Source organism: Arcobacter sp. YIC-80, from assembly GCF_044841725.1.
Taxonomy (GTDB): Bacteria; Campylobacterota; Campylobacteria; order Campylobacterales; family Arcobacteraceae; genus Arcobacter_B.
This window is the reverse complement of record NZ_JBJBSI010000001.1, coordinates 201,442-222,136: the sequence shown is the minus strand read 5'-3', so window position 1 is coordinate 222,136 and position 20,695 is coordinate 201,442. Positions and strand designations below refer to the sequence as shown.

13 protein-coding genes and 1 tRNA gene are annotated in these 20,695 nt (G+C 24.9%); all 14 read right to left on the bottom strand.

The window, feature by feature from the left end; genetic code table 11:
- On the bottom strand, nucleotides 1–804 hold the full coding sequence (locus tag ACH5BK_RS00930) for a hypothetical protein (RefSeq protein ID WP_404303877.1): 804 nt from the start codon (nucleotides 802–804) through the stop codon (nucleotides 1–3).
- Nucleotides 801–2,306, bottom strand: coding sequence for an AAA family ATPase (locus tag ACH5BK_RS00925; RefSeq protein WP_404303875.1), 1,506 nt, complete (start codon nucleotides 2,304–2,306; stop codon nucleotides 801–803). Before ACH5BK_RS00925 ends, ACH5BK_RS00930 begins: the two co-directional genes overlap by 4 nt.
- Nucleotides 2,296–3,807 (bottom strand): restriction endonuclease subunit S, encoded by a 1,512-nt coding sequence (locus ACH5BK_RS00920; RefSeq protein ID WP_404303873.1) that lies wholly within the window; start codon nucleotides 3,805–3,807, stop codon nucleotides 2,296–2,298. The genes ACH5BK_RS00925 and ACH5BK_RS00920 overlap by 11 nt, the downstream gene beginning before the upstream one ends.
- Before the next feature lie 564 nt (nucleotides 3,808–4,371).
- Nucleotides 4,372–4,447, bottom strand: a tRNA-Glu gene (locus ACH5BK_RS00915).
- Between the two features lie 59 nt (nucleotides 4,448–4,506).
- Nucleotides 4,507–5,442 (bottom strand): SEL1-like repeat protein, encoded by a 936-nt coding sequence (locus ACH5BK_RS00910; RefSeq protein ID WP_404303871.1) that lies wholly within the window; start codon nucleotides 5,440–5,442, stop codon nucleotides 4,507–4,509.
- A 20-nt stretch (nucleotides 5,443–5,462) separates the two neighbouring features.
- Complete coding sequence (locus tag ACH5BK_RS00905) at nucleotides 5,463–6,281, bottom strand: hypothetical protein (protein WP_404303870.1); 819 nt, start codon at nucleotides 6,279–6,281, stop codon at nucleotides 5,463–5,465.
- The gene (locus ACH5BK_RS00900) at nucleotides 6,265–8,451 is read right to left on the bottom strand and encodes an EAL domain-containing protein (RefSeq protein WP_404303868.1); all 2,187 of its coding nucleotides are present in this window, start codon (nucleotides 8,449–8,451) and stop codon (nucleotides 6,265–6,267) included. Before ACH5BK_RS00900 ends, ACH5BK_RS00905 begins: the two co-directional genes overlap by 17 nt.
- Before the next feature lie 4 nt (nucleotides 8,452–8,455).
- Nucleotides 8,456–11,860, bottom strand: coding sequence for a TolC family protein (locus tag ACH5BK_RS00895; RefSeq protein ID WP_404303867.1), 3,405 nt, complete (start codon nucleotides 11,858–11,860; stop codon nucleotides 8,456–8,458).
- Nucleotides 11,860–12,606 (bottom strand): hypothetical protein, encoded by a 747-nt coding sequence (locus ACH5BK_RS00890; RefSeq protein WP_404303866.1) that lies wholly within the window; start codon nucleotides 12,604–12,606, stop codon nucleotides 11,860–11,862. Before ACH5BK_RS00890 ends, ACH5BK_RS00895 begins: the two co-directional genes overlap by 1 nt.
- Nucleotides 12,607–12,616: 10 nt before the next feature.
- Nucleotides 12,617–13,759: a hypothetical protein gene (locus ACH5BK_RS00885; protein ID WP_404303865.1), complete on the bottom strand. Its 1,143-nt coding sequence runs from the start codon at nucleotides 13,757–13,759 to the stop codon at nucleotides 12,617–12,619.
- 11 nt (nucleotides 13,760–13,770) lie between these two features.
- Entirely contained in the window at nucleotides 13,771–14,724 is a 954-nt protein-coding gene (locus ACH5BK_RS00880) for a hypothetical protein (protein WP_404303863.1), read from the bottom strand.
- A gap of 93 nt (nucleotides 14,725–14,817) precedes the next feature.
- Entirely contained in the window at nucleotides 14,818–16,092 is a 1,275-nt protein-coding gene (locus tag ACH5BK_RS00875; RefSeq protein ID WP_404303862.1) for an HlyD family type I secretion periplasmic adaptor subunit, read from the bottom strand.
- 6 nt (nucleotides 16,093–16,098) lie between these two features.
- The gene (locus ACH5BK_RS00870) at nucleotides 16,099–18,225 is read right to left on the bottom strand and encodes a type I secretion system permease/ATPase (RefSeq protein WP_404303861.1); all 2,127 of its coding nucleotides are present in this window, start codon (nucleotides 18,223–18,225) and stop codon (nucleotides 16,099–16,101) included.
- Nucleotides 18,226–18,239: 14 nt separating this feature from the next.
- Nucleotides 18,240–20,684, bottom strand: a complete 2,445-nt coding sequence (locus ACH5BK_RS00865) for a tetratricopeptide repeat protein (RefSeq protein WP_404303860.1) — start codon at nucleotides 20,682–20,684, stop codon at nucleotides 18,240–18,242.
- Nucleotides 20,685–20,695 lie beyond the last annotated feature (11 nt).

Sequence of the window (20,695 nt, the reverse complement as noted above, 5' to 3'; positions counted from 1 at the left end):
TTATGCTGTACAGATTAAATCTTCTATCCAACTATATTCTCTTTTACCCATTATTATTCTACGTGCAAATACAGATAATTCACTTGATGGTTGCATAAATCTTTGTAAATCACTTTGCATTGAAGGAGAAGGTTCTAAACCAGGATTTTCTTCTAAAAATAAATTAATTTCATCAATCTTTTTATATATTTCTAAAGCTAGATCATTTCTTTTTGTTACAAGTAAATTATGATCTAAATGATAAAGTTTAATAGATTTTAAAACACGTTCTTTTTTTTCATCACTAATATTGGATTTAGGACAAGGTAACCCTTGATATGTAAAGTCTAATAATTGAACATCATTTATTTTACATGGATCTATTAAAATAGGTTTTTCTAATCTTATATTATCCACTTCTCTATAAGCTCTTTTTGTTTCATCTATAAGAGGAAACTCATCACCCTTTCCTTCTGTTTCATTTGTATCAGGATTTTTTCTTTTGCTGTTACAAAATGTACAAGAATAACGATAGTTATTGTAGTCAAAAGCCAACCAAGTATAACCATTATGCTCAGGGTCTGTATTTGCTACACGATTTTTGGGTCGAAAGTGATCTACTGCATTATCTGAACGCTCTTGTTTACATTCACAGTACCAGCATTTATCAAAAGAAAGTTGAGCTAAGTTATCTTTTAATTCCCTCCATACATCACTTAATTCATTAATTTGTTTTTCTCCTGATTCGACTTTTCTTTTAGCTTCAATTGCTCTGTCTTGCCAATTATCTGGAAATATTAGATGTATATTATCTATATATCTCATGATTTTATTTTACTTCTTTTCTTAAATTTTTCTTTTAAACATTCTTCAATATCAGGAAAACGTTTATCATAATTAAGTCCAAAACTCTCTAATTCATTATTTATGTCTTTTAATCTTTCTCTTTCTTTCTCAGTTAATTTTCTGTCTATTATTGTTATTTCCATTTTTTCATTTATTAGTGACATAGTATAAGGATCTAAAGTTGTAGATAATCCAAATAATTCACTAGTTAATATTCCTGCAACTCCTAATCCTCTAGGATCTATATCAGGCTCTACAGTTTCTATTATTCCATTAATATTTTTAAATATTCTTACTTCTTCTTTAGTAAGATTACCGATAACTAATGGATCATGTGTATTAATAATTATTTGTGTTGAATTATGATTTTTAACAACTTTATCTAAAAACTCAAAATATTGCCATTTCCAAAGAGGGTTTAAGTGTGTATCAGGCTCATCTAAAAGAATTAAAGAATCTTCATCTTTAGTAAATTTTAATAATCCAAGAACTGTTAATAGTTGCTGTTCACCTTCACTTAATTCTTTGAATGTAATACTTCCATCAGTATTCTCTTTTTTTACTTTTATTCTTACCTCTTCCATAAGCTTTGAGATATACGTACTTTCTAAAGCTTTAAAAAATTCAGTATTTGATTTATAATTATTGGCTAGCTTCTTTAATTTTTCTTTTGAACTAATATAAAGATACAATCTATCTTGTTTAGTTTCTTCTCTAAAGTCAGTTTTTATTGGTTCTTGATGGTATATTGGGGCTAATGAATTTTCCCATAAAAAATTTAAAAAATTTCTAACTAAACCATTTGCATTCCAAAATCTATCATTAGGATTGTCTTTATCTCTATCTCCCCATGTTGGTTTTTTTAAGATAAACAATATAGATTCTATATCTTTAATATTTAATACTTCACTTAAAAACTGAATTGATTCTTTTTCTTCTTCTTCAAATGAAAAATATGCTAACAAAACAAAATAAGAATGTACTAATTGAACATAAAATAGTTTTCTTAAAGAATCTAATTCTTTATCATTAAAATTTTTATCAATGATTTTTTCATAAAACTTCTCTTGATGATCCCAAAAATGTTCTTTTAATCTATTACTTAAACCAGAATAATAAGTAAATACATACTTAGGCTGAAATATTTTTTTTGACTCATCAGAAAAAAAATTTTTATATGTTTCATCTTTTGAATTATTGTTAATATTTATTTTATAGTTTTTATTTTCATGGTCACAATTAATATTAATTATATTGTTTTTTATTTCATAGTTAATTGTATAAGAAAATAGAGGAAAATCTCTTTTATTACTTGTACTTAAATCCAAAAATTTAAAAATTAAAAGTACAGCTTCTATAAAATTTGATTTTCCAGATGCATTTTGCCCTAATAATACTGTTTTCATTTTAGATTTATCAAAATTAATTTCAAAATCTTTAAGATTTTTAAAATCTTGTATAATAACTTTATTAATTCTCATTTTTTATCCTAATTAATGAATCTTTATTATTATTTTCAATAACTATTTTATCCTCTATTTTTTTTAGTTCAGAATAAAACTCTTCTATATTATTGTTATATTTTGATTGTAAAAATAAATCTTTTGCAAGTACACCATTATCTGATTTTTTAACAATTTCTAATATGGATAAATCTTTATTCACTGTTTTCCCTTTTTTTGGTTGCTTTTTAAGTTCATTTTTTTTCTCTTTAAGATACTCTTTTTTTTCATTTTGAATTTTCTCAAATAATAACTTTGCAGATTCTTGACTTTCTTCTATACTTATTAATTTTCCTTTAAATGCATTATCAAGTATTTTAATTTTTGTTAGTTTTAGCTTTTCCATTAGCTGTTGTACTGTATATTCTAAATTATCTATAATTGAAAATTTAGATTCAATTTCTTGAGTAGTAGTTTTTTGTTCATCTAAACTGTAATAAATAAAATCTAATTCAGAAAATTTAGTTTTATTAATTATAGGAATTGTTGTAGCAGATGTATTTTCTTTTATAAGCTGTTGGAAATCAAGTGAAAGAACTTGATAAAAAATAAATTCTGGAATAAATTCATCAGAAGGAATAATTGCATTAATTTGCTGATTAAAAGCTCCTTCCTTTTTTACTAAAGATACTTTTCCTATTGTACCAATACAAGTTACTAATATGGAATTTACAGGCACTTTTTTTGAAGTTAAGTAACCCTCGTTTGATAACATTTCATTAGATTTTGAAATTTTATCACCCCAATTAAAGTCTGAAGGTTTATAAAAATTATATTTCATTCCATATAAATTGGAATCAGATTTTGTAGGTGTACTTCCTGTAAGAATATTACCTAAATCTTTTATTTTGATTATTTTTCTACTATTGGACTTTTTAGTAAAAATTTTATGAAGAAATGAATACTTATAAATTTCTAATTTTTTTAAAATATTATTTATTTCTTTTTCTTGATGTTCAAAAATAATAAATAACTCATTTATTCTATTGACAATTTTTATCTGTTCATTTAATGGTGGTAGAGGAAAAGGTAATTTTGAGAATTTTTGCGCAGATAATTCAAGAAAAGTAGTTCCACTTGCAATTTTTTCGGCTAATGGTTTTAACGTCTTAAAATAGTAATACACATATTCACTATTTAAAGATTTTGTAGTAACTAAATTTTTAAATCCTTGATTTGTTGATAATTCTTTTTGTGCAATAGCTGTATACCCAATTGGTGCTCTTGAAGAAAAAAGTACTGTGCCTTTAGGTAATAATTTTGCAGAAGAATTATTTAAACCTTCTATTGTAATATTTCTTTTACCTTCTGAAATAAATTTATTAGTATATTTTGATAAATCAGTAGGTGTAATCCAAGATACTTCTCCTCCAAAATATTCTGTTTTTTTTGTAGAAGGTGTTCCTCCACTCATAACTATACCAATCTCACCTATTGTCGTTAAAAACCAGTTACTTGGCAACACATTCTTTTTAATCAAAATTTAATATTTTCCTTTATTCAAATAATTGGAATTATATCTAAAATCTCATATTTTAACTTTAAACATTAATAGTTTTTTTAAGGAATTACCCTTTAAATACTGCTATTTATTTGAAAAGAGTATTTGAATCAAAAAAATAATCAAATAGTGAAAACTTCATTATCAAAAACATCTTTATAGATACATTATAATAAAAACCACAATTTAAAAGATAATATTAATATACATAAAGAAACATAAAAAGATTACTTTATCAAATTTGCCTATCCTAATTACTCTTATGACTAATTATAATATATGCCTACTAGCATTATTAGCTATTTCTTAAAACCTAAAAAATAATATTTTAAAATATATAATGAAAGATTATTTGCTAATTCTAGTCTTTAAAATCTACTTAGATTTAGTATTTACCAAGATATAACAATTAAAGCAAGACTAATTCTAACAAAGATTTGTAATATTTATTGAATTAGTAAATTAAGTTATCTTTTATTGAGTAACTTAATAAATTGTATAAATGAAGTAAAATTGAAAAGATTTAAAATAAGACGAAATAGTTGGCGACCCCAGTGTGATTCGAACACACGTCTTCAGGAGGAAATCCTGACGTCCTTGGCCACTAGACGAAGAGGTCATATTTTGAGAGTGCAATTATATTCAAATTATTATTGAAGTATTCTTAAAATTTATATTTTAATCTAAATTGTTTATTTTTAAGAAATTAGCAGATCTTTGATGACCTAATGCTTTTGCTTTTCTAAGCCATATTGTAGCTTCATTTTTATTTTTTAATACTCCATAACCATTATAATAAAAAAGGCCGACATAATACATAGCTTTTGTTCGACCTTTTTTAGCTGCTTTTAAATAATACTTAAAAGCTTTAGAATAATCCTGAGCTACATCATTCCCTATTCTATATATATCAGCTATTTTTAATTGTGCGTTTATATTTCCACTATTTGCTGCTTTTGATAATAAATCAAGTGCTCTATCCGTATTTTTTTGGATACCATCCCCTACTAAATAAATAACACCTAAATTAAATTGTGCAGCTTCATTATTTGCTTTGACAGAACGTTCATACCAATAAATAGCTTTTTTTATATTTTTTTTTACACCTTTACCATAATAATACATTGAAGCTAAATTATTTTGAGCTATTATTACTCCTTGTTTTGCAGCTTCTTTATACCAGAAATATGCTTCTTTTAAATTCTTTTCTTTTGGAGACAATTCATAAAGCATAGCAAGATTTAATTGTGCTAAAGCATAACCTTGTTTTGCAGACATAAGATAATACTCTTTAGCTTTATGTTTATCTTTTTTTACACCCTTACCTAAAAAGTATATATGAGCTAAATTATTTTGTGCTTGTGGATTTCCGTTTTTAGAAGCTTTTTCATACCAAAAAACTGCTAAATCATAGTTTTTTTCTACACCTAAGCCTTTATAATTCATAAGACCTAGGTTGTATTGTGCCTGATGATTGTTATTCGCAGCTAATATTAAAAGTTCCTCATAAGCTTGAAAATATTTTTTTTCTTTTAAACTTTTAGCAGCATCATCAAAAGTAACTGCATTAAGATTTATAAAAATGAATATTAAAAAAAATAAGAGTTTTTTCATTTTAAATGCCTTTATAATATTTACTCTTTTTTATTATCTTTTATTATCTCTTCAGTTGTTTTTATCTTATCTAATGTTGTATCAATATTTTCATTGACTTCTTTATTTAGTTTATCAATTTCAGAATCAATAATATCTAAACTTTTTTCATTAATTTTTTCATTTAAACTATCTTCTTGCAATAAAATATCCGTACTTGTATCTTCTTCAACACTTAGTTCAATATCTTTTGCTAAAATATCATCTCCATATTGATCTATATTTCTTACTTTCATTTTATCAGCAAAAGATATATTTTTTAACACATCATATTTATTTGGAGTAACTTTATCCCAAAGATCACCATCACACATAGCAGAATCTGAAACATTGTATTCATTACAAGTTGGCCAATTTTTATTTAATCCAAGCATAAAATCAAGTCTTTTCCAAAAGAAAATATATAAGTCTTTTTTGAAATATTTTGGTTCATTTTTCTTAAAATCTACTATTCTTTGTATATGTAATTTTACATGTGTCTCTTTATTTTTTTCTTCAACTTGTATTGACCAATTATCTTCTGTAGTATAAGCATCAAAAATATTTACAACAAGTTTAGGTTTGATTATATGAACACTGTCCCTATATGAATCAATAATAAAATCTCTATTACCTGAATACATAAAAATTTTTTTAGAAGCTTCTAAAATTGCATCTTTATTTATATCTTTATAGACTCTTTTTGTATATTCTTGTCCTTTATTCAAATTTTCACTACTTACAGAACAAGCTGTAAAAAATAAAACTATAAAAAAAACAAATAAACTTCTAAAATTTTTAATATTATTTACTAGTACCATACGCACCTAACCTATCTAATAATTCATAATCTAAATCTAATTTAACACTATCTGCTATTATATTTATATTATGTAATTGACCAAAAATTAAAGTATTTTTTACTTTATGTTTTTTTACCACATCATTAGCAAAACCTGTCGTATAATCCTTATGCATTCTAATATAAGTTATAGGTAGATTTTCTAATTGTTCTAAAGGATACTCTTCATTTTTATATCTTTTTAAAATAGTATTTAGCTTCATTTCATTTGCACTAGTTATAAATCTTATAAAATCGGCTTTATGTAAATATGCACTATATGCCGTAATACTAAATACAATCTGCTCTCGTAGTATTTTATTTTCTTTTGCATATTCATCTAACCATTTCATAAAATAATCATCTTTTATTGAACTAAAAGATAGATTTACTGCTAATTGATATGTACAATTATTTGACTCAATATATTCAAGAGCCTTTCTTATTACTTGTTTATCAAACTCTTTAATAATTCCAAGTTTTTCTGCAACAGACACAAAAGAACCTATTAAAAGTTTTTCATTATTATGATCAAATAATTGAGGAGAAACTTCTTTCATTATAATTTTTTGTGGGTCTTCAAAAGAATAAGTATCTAAAACAAAATCAATATCAAAATTTGACTTTTCAATAATTTCTTTTACATTATTATCAATTTTTTCATAGTTTTTAGCAACATCTTCTTCTGTAATAACATAAAAACTATTTAGTCCAATTTCTTTTGATTTATCATAAGCTTCATTAGCAGAATTTAAAACACTTTCAATTGTTCCATAAAGATCAATAGAAGTTGTACCAACTTGAATAAGTTCATTTGGAACATCAAAGTTCTTAGACATTTTTTCCACAATATTTGAAACTAAAGCCTGAGATATTTCCTTTGCTTCATTTGCATCAATATTCTTAGAAATTACAGCAAATTGAGAGCCATAAAATCTATATATTTTATTTTCTGATTTACTATGAGAATAAACTACATTTTTAATAATACTTGAATAATGCTCTATAAAATTATTTACATAACCTGTATCATGCTTTTTACTTATTGAAGCTAAGCCATCAATTTTTATTAAAAATATATACCCAGGAATTGTAGTAACAAACATATTTTTCAAATCAAAATCAAATATTTTTTTATTAGGTAGTCCCGTTAAAGTATCTGTAGAGACTTTTAATTCAAGAGATTCTTTATTCATATTTAACTCATTAGTTAAAGAAGCTATTTTAGAAGACATTTTTGATACTTTTTTAGTCAATTCTATAATCTCAGGAGTTCCTTCAAATCTATTTTTTTCTATATTAGAGTATTTATTTCCAATAATATTATCAAGATATTTATTTAAATATAAAATTGGTTTATTAACATATTTTTTAAATACATAATTATGATAAAAACCTACAACAAAAACAATAGGAAAGGTCATTACAATAGTAAAAATAGCAAGTTTAAATAAAAATATTTCTAACTCTTTTTTTACAAAATGATTATTCATTTCATAAGTAACTTTTGCTATTTTATTATTTTCAATTATTAAATCATAGGTTTTATTTGAAAAATTTAAATCTATTAGAGAATCTATGCTTGAAAAAAACGATTCATCTTCTTTTTTATCTCGTTTTAGTAAAAGGTTAGAAAAATTTATTTGAGTTAAAAAGTTTTTAATTTCACCTTTTTTATAAAGCTGAAATCTTATTTGTAAAGGAGTTTCTTGATTAAAATTATTTGAAGGAATAAATTCAAAAAAAGAACTATTTTGCATTTGTTTAATTGTTCCATAATTTATATCAACTAAAGTTTCTGTAATTTTCCACGATTTATCATTAAAAGTACTTATTGATTCAATTAATGAATTCTTATCAAAAATAAACTTATAATAATCAACTTTTATTTTATTAAATAATTCTATATTTACAGAGTCATCTATCATTCGTATAGTATTTTCTCTATTTATAAGAAGATTATCTTTAAAGTAATTATTTAAAAAATTTATATTTAAAGTTAAGTTATTTTTTGTTCTTTCAACCAAATTATTTTTGTAGTTTTTATAAAAAATATATGAAGAACTAAAAAAAAGTATAATAAATATTAATGATAATATTAAAATATTTCTAATATTGTTATTTGAATATCTATTTAAAACTTTTTTCATGATTTTATTTACCTAGCTTTTCAATCTTAGGATTAAGCTTTGGATGTATCCCCTCTGTAGCAATAACAGCTTCCTCACTACTTATAAACTTATCATAATAAATAGTTGTTGTACTTATATTTTGATTTAAAATAACTTTAGATTTATCTAATCCATATCTATGAATAAACCAAGTCACTTTATTACTACTTATAGTTCCTAGATTTATAGTGTACTTATATTTTGCTTTTTCTTCTTCAAGCTTTCTTTGTTCTTCAAGTCTTGCTTGTTCTTTTGCTTTTTCTTCTTCAAGTTTTCTTTGCTCTTCAAGTTTTGCTTGTTCTTTTGCTTTTTCTTCTTCAAGCTTTCTTTGCTCTTCAAGTCTTGCTTGTTCTTTTGCTTTTTCTTCTTCAAGCTTTCTTTGTTCTTCAAGTCTTGCTTGCTCTTTTGCTTTTTGTTCTTCAACTGTAGTTTCTTCTAATTTCTCTTCAAATAATACTATTTCTTCTTTTCTTTGTTCTTCTAAATTCTGTTTTTTATTAGCCAATTCTTTTGCTTCTTTTATAACTTTTAATAATTTATTCGAAGTTTCATTAGAAGAGTCTTTTTCATTGATTTCAGTGCTACTATTATCTTTTAAATTATTTTTTAAGTATGACTCTTGTGTTCTAAAAATCTTTTGTATTATTGGCTTATTTCTTAAAATAAACTCTGGTAAAGAAGCTTTTTTATTTTTTGCGATGTCTAAAGTTTCATAAATTCCATACATTATCATAATTTTTCCACTATTAGATACAACTAAAATTGTCTTATCTTCTATATTATTTTTTTCGACATATTCTCTTGCTAAAGACATATTTTCAAATGCAGCAATATTTAAACTATAGTAATTTCTATTTGCAGATAAAAACTCTTTTGTAAAATCTGTTTGAGTTTCCAAATTAATATTATTTTTGATATTTTCTTTTGTTTTGATATCTTTATCTTTAATATCTACTACTTTTTTATTTACATATTCATATTCAACTTCTTCTTTTTTAGAAATATTAAACTCTTTATTCTCATTATAAAGTTTAATCACCGAGTTAGTATTTTGTATAACTGGATAAATATTTTCACCTTTTATTCCAGAATATTGTAAATAATCTTGAGCATTTTTATAAGTATCAAAAATTCCATAATATACTTTTATTAATTCTCCATTATCTCCTGCTCTAAAGAAAAAAGTATCTTTATAAATTTTATTAGTTTTTACTATGTTTTCAACTTCTTGTAATTTTGTAAAAGTACTTACATTAATTGTATATTCATTATTTTTCAAAGCTAAAAATTTATCTTTAAACTCTTTATTAGTAGTAAAAATTTCTTTTTCTTTTGGCTTTAAAAACTTCTCAACAACTTTTACTTTTACCTTTACCTCAGGCTTAGGTTTTTTGATTTCAAGCCCAGATAAATAAGCTAAATAACTCTCTTTTATATTTGAAACTTTTTTAATTTCAGTATTTCTATTAATAAAGTTTGCTTTGTTTTTTATTAAATATTGTTTTGCTTGCTCTTGTGTCTCAAAATTGTTATGAGCAATTTTAGTCTCAATTTTTAAATTATTTATAACATCATAAACTAAAGAGTTATCTTCAATATTATTTTCTTTTATAAAAGAAAAAGATTCAAATAAATTTTTAAAACTACTTATCTCAATCATGTAACTATTTTCATCAAAATTATTAAATTTCTCAATAAATTCTTTAATTTTATCTTCAAGTGATTTTTTAACTTCAACTAAAACATCTTTTTTAGGTTCTTTTATTTCTAATTCTTGTTTAGTTTTCTCTTTCTTTTCTTTTTCTAATTTATTAAAATCTAACCCTGGGGAACTAACATCTTTTTTAGGATAAATAGTATCCATATAATCACTTTTTGAAAAATCAATAAATTTTTGACTTGAAGGATCTATTTCAAAGAAACTTGAAAGATCTCCAGTAAGTTCTAAAATATCAAAAAAGTCCGTAACTTGTTGTTTTTCAAAATTTACAAGTTCAGTTTCAGCTGAATTTAGCAGTCTTTGTCCTTGAAGAAGTGTTGGTAAATCTTGCTCACCTAGTTTAAAAGCATCCCAATATGAACTAATCATTTTTCTTGAAGCAATAACTTCTTCTATCGTACTTTCTAAAGCTTGTGATACCGATTGTACAGAAGTATATAGTTTAGATAAATTCCATTTAATCTTTTTCTTTTCTTCTTCTAATTTATAATTATACTCTCTAATAGCACTATTTACCTCTAAAACTTTATTTTGATCTTTTCCACCATTATAAAGATTATATTTTAACTTTATTTTTCCATTATAATAAGATTCGTGCTCTTCTAAATCTTCTTTATCATTAACTTTTTTATATGACATTTCAAAATCAACTGTAGGTTTAAAAGCAGATTGTGCACTTTTAATTCTATATTTTTCAGCATCAATTGATTTATAATAATTAATCAACTCTTTATTATTATTTATTGCTCTTTTAAATAATTGATCAAAATCATCAATTTTTACATCAAAACTTTTCTCAAAAGGTAATGTTTTCTCAAATCTTGTTCCAACAATATATTCATAGTATCTTAAAGCCTCTATGTATTTAGATTTCACTTTTACAAGTTTCGTCATTGCATTAGCAACACTTGCTTTTATTGATGTTAAATCTCCAATAGAAGCAGCACCATTATCATATTTAACTGTTACAATATCAAGAATTTTTCTTAATTTTTTCATATTTCTTTCATTTACAAGAACTGAACGTTTTGTAAATACAACTTGAAAATAGGCTTTTATTGCTTTTTTGATTTCTGAATCTAATGAAATTTCATATTGATTTTGAGAAACTTCTAGCTTTTTTACTAAATTATTAACATCATTAGTAATTTTTCCACCTGAATATAAATTTTGTCTTAATACAATTCTATAATTATTATCTTTGTATTCTTTATATAATTTGTTGTCTTCTTCACTAGGCTTTTTTAATGTTTTACCATAATTATATTCTAAGTCTATTTTAGGATAATTTTCAGCAAAAGCATTTTTAACTTTTAATTCATTTTGAATTACTTTTTCTCTTTTTGCCTTTAAGATTTCACTTCGTGATATAGTTTCTAATACTACATCTATTAGCCTTACTTTTCTATATCCTTTTGTATCGATAGCATCTTTATACTTATCATTTTTCTCTTTTGTTTTATCAAGTTTTGTATCATCTAAATCTTTTTTTACTAAATCAATATTTGACTTAATACCCTCAACTATATTTAGTTTTTTAATTTTTTCTAAATTTAAATTTGATTTTGCGATATCTTTATTTGTTAATTTAACTTCTTCATCATTTTGAGCAGCAAATAAAGAGGAAACACTCAACAATATTAAACTACATCTAAATACTTTTTTCACTATCTCTTAATCCTAATAACTAAATATCCATTTTGTTTATCAATTTTTTCTTTAACTTCTGTACTTGCTAATAAATCTATTCTTACATCTTTTTTATCATAACCAAATTTTCTAATAAGATTTCTAGTTCCTAAAGATCTTGCTAGTGATATTTGTTTTGCTACTGTTGCACTTGCTTGACCCTGAACATCTGCTGCTGTGATAAGAATCTTATGATTCTTATATTTTTTCTTAATATCTAAAATAAATGATTTTAACTCTTTTGCGATTTTATTATCAAGAAAAATTTCATTTCCTTTATAAGTTATAATAAAATACTCTTCATTTTGTAATAAAACTTGTTTAGAGTCATTATCATCATCTTTTACATCAGCAACATCAACCCCTCCTGATTCAATTTCAGCTTCTTCTTTTTCTTCTGCTTTTACAGTTCTTTCTTCAACAATTTTTCTTAATCTTACAATTTCCTGTTGCATTTTTTGGATATTTTGAGTTTCTTTACTCTCTTCTTGTTCTTCTTTCTTTTCAAGAATTTCATTTATTTTTATTTCTTTAGGATTTGTATTTAGAATTAATTCATCTGTTGCTATCGTTCCTGTATATGAAATTTTAAATTTAAATTGTGCGTAATATCCTAAGTTTACTAATAATACTAATAAAAATAGCAACATAACCAAAATCACTGATGAAAAAATATCAACAAATGATGGCCATGGGTTAAACTCATCTTCACACTTTCTACTCATTTAAAATCCGCTACTTTTTTTCTAATTTATCAATTCTATTATTTAAAGATTCAACTAACTGCAATAATATTCTATTGCTTTCTTCTTGTAGTTCTAGGTTTCTTTTCATTGTTCTATGTTCTGACATAATAACATTAGAAATTTCTTGTAATGATTCCTCCATCATTGATGCATTTGAAAATTGATTTACATTTAATTCTCTTAAATTATTTACAATATCTTCAAGTAACATTGTTTCTTTTTCATCATTTTTATTACTTGAAGATAAGTTATCATTGATGATTTTATACATCTCTTCTGTTGTAGAGTTTGACTTTTCAAGTTTTTCAGTAAAATTACCCATTGTGTCTATAAATACATCTAAAAAGCCAGCCCCTGGTGATGCAACAGCATTTGATGAACTTCCTTGATTTACTATCATTTGAGGTAATCCACTCTCTTCTAAAGCTTCAGAAGATTGCGATTCGATTATTTTACCTTTCATCCAATCTTCAACATCATGTAAGAATGCCGCTTGATTTCTTGTAAGAATATATTGCATTACATTCAAAATAACTGCTGAAGCAACACCAAATAAAGATGAAGCAAATCCAACTGACATACCACCAAGAGGACCTGAGAAACTTGTCATAACTTCACCTAAATCTATATCATCTCCACCAAATGATAAAATAATTGCACCCATTTCATCAATCGCTACAAGTAAACCTGTAAATGTACCAAAAAGACCAAGCATTAATGATGTTCCAACAAAAAAGTTAGTATAACCTTTTTGATTAAAAAACTGATCAGCTAACCAATCACTAACATCTTTTGCTTCATTTTGTGTAAAATAAAGAACACCTTTTTTAGCTCTTTTATTAAACATGTGAGCAATAGTTGCAGGAAATACACCTGTAATTCCTTGGAGATAAAACTCTAAAGCTTTACCTTTTTTATAAGCTAATATACCAAATGTACCCGAAAGCATTGTAAGTTTTATAGCTGCTTGATATAAAATCAATAATCCAATTGAAAAGATTGTAAGAATCGCTACGTTAAAAGTAAGTGTAGCAAAAAAGAAAGTACTAATTAACTGAATATTAGAAAAAACAAGGAAAACTAAAAATAGTAAAAAAATGAAATAAATCTTTAAAATTTTAATACGTCTCATCAGCTAACCTCTTAAAACATAAATAATAGAATTGAAATAACTAAACCTAAAGCAACTGTTGTTACAGTCTTTGTCATTTTATCTACAATATTTACAAAAGAACCACTATTAGCAACTGTTTGACCTATAATTACAACACCTATTACATTTCCATTAAGATCAGAAACTTCTCTAACTGATCTATAAAACTGATCATCTACAGAATAACTTACATCCATCATTTTTGTAAATTCTTCTTTTCCATTTTCAATAATTTTTGCAAAAAACTGTCCATCATATCTAGCTTCTTCAACATATAAATCATTAACTACTTCTCTGTATTTACCATTTCTTGCTTTTATTGATAATTTGTTTAACATTCTACTTTCAAGTAAAAATAAAAAAATCGAATCTTCTTTTGTATATACATCTTTAAAAACATGTAATTCTTCTTTAAGTTCTAAAATACCAACGATTTTATCTTCTAAGATTATAGGTTGAATATAAACTAAATATATTCCATCAAATAAAACTTCCAGTCCAAAAGTTTTATTTTTCGTTGTAATTACTGAATTGATTGTATTTCTATATTGGTTTACTTGATTAATTACTGGGTAAAAACTAAGTTGTAAAGTTTCAAAACCACTATCTTTAAAGCTTTTATTATACTCTTCTATGTTATTACCTACGGCTATTAAATTATTAACTTGAATTTCATTTATAAGATTTTTGTTAGAATTAACAGATAAAAGTATTTTTTTAAACTCTAATTCTTTTTCATAAAACTTATTTTTTAAGTTTTTATCATACGATGAAGCAATATTTGTATAAACTTCTTTTGAAGCATTTTGTGTCATGTGTGTTAATAGATATAAGGAAAGAAAAATACCTGTAATTGATAAAACAGCTAAAACTGTAAACCACAAACCTTTATTTTGCTTAAGGTTTTTAATACTATTTTGAATAAACTTAAAGAAACTAAACATTTAAACCTCTCAATTACTACATAACAGATATGTTACACTAAATAAACTTTTAATAAAATAAAGATTTATTAACTTTTAAATAACTATTATCTTTTATTTTTCACTTAGTGCATTTTTTCTTATATCTTTTAAGGGTTTTATTATATATTCAAGTATTGTTTTTTTACCTGTTAATATATTTACATTTGCTACCATCCCCGGTAAAATAGGTAAATCTGGTGCAAATTGGTTTGTCTTAGCTTCAATTTTCCCAAGATAATATACATTACCATTTCTATCTTCAAAAGAATCAGCAGAAATTGAAGTTAACACACCTTCAAGTAAGCCATATTTAGAAAAATCATAGGCTGTAACTTCTATTGAAACACTTTGTCCCTCCCAAATTAAAGCTCTATCTGATGTTTTTATCTTAGCTTCAATTGTCAAAGAATCCTCAAGTGGAGTTATTTCAGCCATTTTATCTCCAGGTTTTACTATTCCACCTATAGTATAAAAATATAATTTATTTACAATACCATTTACAGGAGAAATAACTTCTTTTCTAAGTTCTCTATCTGTATTAGCTTTATTTTTTTCAATTAATTTATTTATTTCAGTTTTTATAGTTGAATATTTATTTAAATATTTACTTCTTTGTTCTGATTTAACCTCTTCAATTCTTTTTTTTGCTTCTTCAATTTCTTCTTTTATAATAGGAATACTACTTCTAGTATCAGAAAGCTTTGTAACTATATTTTGTTTTTTTGATAGTTCACTAATGTACTCTTTTTTTGATACTGCATTTTTTTTGTATAATTGCTCCAAAATTTTCATATTAACTTGAGCTAAATTTAGTTCAATAGATAAGTTTTCATATTTTCTTTGAGCTTCTTTTAGTTTTAATCTCTTTTGATTTAATTTGTCTTTATAAATATTTATTTTATTTTTGACATTCATTAAATCTTCATCAAATAATCTTTTTTCATTTTCAACTATATCAGGAATTTTTTCTATAAACTCATCTGGAAAATTCAACTCTTTTTCTTCATTTATAAAGGCTTTTAATCTAATTTCACTTGCTTTGTAAGCCAATAAATCAATCTCTTTTGATTTTAAATCTGCCTTAAAAAATTCATTTGACAAAGTATAAATTACTTGTCCTTTTTTAACAGTTTGTCCTTCTTTTACATTTATAAAAGAAACAATACCTCCTTCAAGATTTTGAAGTACTTTTGTTTGACTTGAAGGTACAACTTTTCCAACACCTCTTACAACTTCATCAATTTGACTAAAAGCTGCCCATGAAATAAATGCAACAATAAAAAGCATAATTGGAACTACTGATACATAATAATTCCATTTTTTTTCTTCAAAAAATCTACTATCCATAAAATCCTACTTTTTTTGTTGCAGAGCAGCTAAGACTTGGTTTTTAGGTCCATCTGCTACTATTTTTCCATTATTTAAAACAATCACTCTATCTACTAACTCTAAAGCTGCGAACCTATGTGTAATAACTATTAGTGTTTTTTCTTCTAAAAGTTTTTTAATATGAGTAATTAAAGTCTTTTCTAAACCAATGTCCATACCAGTAGTAGGCTCATCTAAAATTACAACTGATGGGTCATTTAAAATGGCTCTTGCTAAAGCAACAAGGTGTCTTTGACCTACTGATAAATTAGTTCCTCTTTCCCCTACTTGAAGTGCATCTCCTTGACCTGATTTTTTCACTAATTCATTTAAACCTGTAAGTTTAATAATTGACATCAATTTTTCTTTACTTATTGGATTTGATAACTCAATATTTTCTTTTAAAGTTCCTGAAAATAAAAAAGGTTCTTGAGGCATAACACCAATATTCTGTCTTACTTCAACAGGATGAATTGTAGAAATTTCATGATTATCTAAATATACACTTCCTTTAGTTGCTGTATCAAGTCCAGTTAAAAGTCTCATAAAAGTAGTTTTACCTGCACCTGTTTGTCCAATAATACCTACTTTTTCTCCTGCATTTATTTTTAAATTACATTCACTTATAGAAGGATATTTACTATTTTTATAAAAAAATTCAACATCTTTAAACTCAATTTCACCTTTTAATTTTCCAAGACCAATATCAGGTTTTTTCTCATTTTCTAAGGGAAGATGCCAAAACTCATTTATATTATTAAGAGACTCTTTAATCTCTTTAAATTTAATAACCATCATAGAAGTTTGAATAACAGGAACCATAGCTCTACTTGAAAGTATTGTAACTGCAATAAGACCTCCAACTGTTAAGTTTTTATTAGCAATTTCAAAAACTCCCACAACAATTACAGCCATTGTTACAAATTGAACAACTGTTTGTGATAAATTCATTGAAAATACGTTTAAAGACTGTATTTTTTGAGTAATAGAATCAGTTACAGCAACTAAATTTCTCCAATTAAATAGTTTTGTTGATGTTGCATTTGATAGTTTGATAATCTCACTACCTTGAATAGTCTCTACTAAATAGCTATTTTTTGATTGAATATTCTCAACATTTTTCTTACTTAAAGTTGATATTGGTATTTGCATAAAAATATTAAATATTACAATTAAAATAGCAACAATAATAGGTACTGCTGCAACTGTTGGAGAAATAAGAAATATTACAAATACAGCTATAAAGAAAAATGGTAAATCAATTACCTGTAGTATAGATTTTGTAGCAAAAAAATCTTTTATCTGGGCTAATTCTCTAAATAAATTTGCTTTTGAACCTACAAGTGTTGTATCATATTCAGATTTTATAGTAAGCATTCTTTTCATAAGCTCTTCTTCTAAATAAACTCCAAGCTTTTTCCCAACTTTCTCTATAATATGATTTCTAACACTTTTAAAATATACATCAAAAAGAAGTATTATCACAACTCCACTAGCTAATACAAATAAGGTTTCTGTTGCATTATTTGGAACTACTCTATCGTAAACACTCATTGTAAACAAAGGAACAGCTAATGCAAAGATATTTATAAAAAGTGTTAAAAATCCAACTTCAATATAAGACCGCCAAAAGGTTTTTACAGGATTCCAAAACCAACTTTTATCTCTTGGCTTTTCTAGAGTCTCTTTTTTATTTGGGTTTCTAAAAACAAGTATTGCTTTTTTAAAATTTTTTAAAAAAACAGGAGATTCTTGAACTTGTTTTTGTGTTATTGGGTCAAAAAGATAAACGTCTCTATCTTTTTTTAAATATATATAAGGCTTATCATTTTCATCTATGATAATACATGGGAAAAAATGATTTGGGATATCTAAAGCATTTATATTTTTATATACAGCACTAAGCCCTACTTCATGAATGACATCTATTGCTATTTCTTCTGTAAATCCATTTGAACTAGTAGCACAAAGATTTAAAATAGTATCAATAGATATTTCACCAAAATAAAAGTCTAAAATATACTTCAAAGAGTAAAGTAAAGGATACTCTTCTCTTTGACTTATTTCATTATTATTTTCTATATTTTCATTTGTATTTAAAGTCTCTTCCAATTACTTACCTATAACTAAACTTTTATTTTAAAATTAGAAAAAAGTTTATCATAAATAGACTGAAATACGCTATCCCATACTCTATTTGTTTTTTGTCTAAATAGTTTTGCACTTGGATACCATAAAGATTTTTCACCTTTATTTTGCCATCTCCAATCAGGTATTTTTTGTAGTGGAACCCAGATTGGTTTATTTAAAGCACCAGTTAAATGAGCAACAGAAGTATCAGAAGAGATTACTAAATCAAGTTCATTTATCAAACTAGCTGTTTTAGAAAAGTCTGTTAACTGTTCTGTTAAATCTATAATATCATTTTCAAAGCCAAGTTTTTTAATATCTTCTTTTTCAGGCCCCACTTGAAGTGAGTAAACATTTACTTTTTTACTTTTAACAAGCTTTTCTAAATAACTTAAATCAAAAACCTTTCCATCATAACTCTCACCTGTTACAGAAGCACTCCAACAAATACCAATATTTAAAGTTCCTTTTTTCTTTGTAACTTTAAAAGTATCATCTTTTTTTGCTTTTAGGTATCCTTTGTGTTGTTTTAACTCTTTTATATTTTTAATACCTAATACATAAGGCATACTCATCATAGGTAAATGATAATCAAATGAAGGTGTATTTTCACTTCTGTCTGTTAAAATATCAATCTCTTCTAAACACTTAAATAGCTCTTTTAACTCATCTCTACATTTTACAGCTATCTTACAAGAAAACTTTTCTTTTATATCAGCTACAAATCTAATAAACTGTAATGAATCACCAAAGCCTTGCTCAGAATGAATTAAAAGTGTTTTATCTTTTATATCTTCTTTACCTGTAAACATAGGCTTTGAGAAAATATCTTTATTATTAAAAATATGACTTTTCATCTCATCTTTTTGAAATCTATACTCATACTCTTTAAAACCATTTTCATAATCACCCTTTGCTAAATACATAGTTGCTAAATCAAAGTGAGCATTTACAAAATTTGGGTCAAGTTCAATTGCTTTTTTATATGACTCTATTGCTTTATTTGCTTGGTTTAAATATTTATATGAAGTTCCTACATTACTGTAAGCATTTACTCCATTGGGAGCTAATTCAATAGATTTTTCATGTAACTTTGCAGCTTTCTTATACTCATGGATTTTATTGTATACATTTCCTAAATTTGTATAAGCTCCTGCATTTTGTGGGTCTTTTTCTATTGCTAAGTTTAAAGAGCTAATAGCTTCATCATATTTTTTTAGTTTATTTAAACAAGCTCCAATATTACTATGTAATTCATGATAGTCTTTATCTATATTTAGTGCAATTTTAAATATTTGTATTGCTTCTTCATACTTTTCTTGTTTATAAAGTATTACTCCTATATTATTTACAGCTTTTGAAAAGTTTGGATTTATTCTTACTGCTTCTTTATAGGCCCATATTGCTTTGTTTTTATCGCCTAATGCTTCAAAAGTAATTCCTAAGTTATTATAAGCACTTGAATTTTTTGGATCTCTTTTTATACAATCACTAAAAGCTTGAATGGCTCTTTTGTAATCTTTTATATCTTTTAAAGCATTTCCTAAATTATTGTATGTCAAAGCATTATGAGGGTTTATTTTTATTGCTTTGATATAGTAATTTATAGCTTCTTTACTATTTCCTAAGGCTTTTGAGACAACTCCTAAATTTCCTAGTGCATCTTCATTGTTTTCTTCAATCTCTAAAACTTTTAAATAAAATTTTTTACAAGCTTCAAGATTTCCTTTTTTATATTCTTGTAAAGCTTGGTTTGTTAAATCTATAACTTCTTTATTTGACGAAATAGTTTTAAAACCTTTTGAATTTCTAAGAAGACTTATAAAAGTAAGTTTTGATATTTTTTCATCTGCTATTTTTATAGGTAGTGAGCTTTCATGAAGTTGTTCAAATCTTAGCTTTAAAATTTCATGGATATTTACTCCATTATTTTTCCAACCTTTATTTGTTGGAACTGCACTTATTTTATTATTTAATACATAAAATAAAGCATCTTTTTTTAATGCTCTTCTAATCGTATCTATTTCCATTTGAGGAGATAAACAATGTTGTAAAACCCAAATACTATATGAAGCATCAAATCTAAAGCCTTTAGCAATATTTACTTCCAAATCTTGTGGAGATATAGCTTTAAAATTTTCGCTATTTACATACTCTTTTGCCATATCTCTCATAGAATTAGAAATATCAACTCCTATTACTTTACAAGATGTTTTTTCAATAAGACCTTTAGCTACTCTTCCTATACCACAACCAAAATCTAAAAGTGTCATGTTTTCATTTACTTGTAATTTTTCTATAATATCATTTACTATGAAAGGTGTCTCTTTTTCCCATCTTTCTTCACTTTTTAAATCACCCTCATTTGTAAGGATGATTTTTTTCGCTTTGTCAATATTTTCTTGTTCAAAAATATTTGGATTATAAACTATTTTACTCATTATGCTCCCTA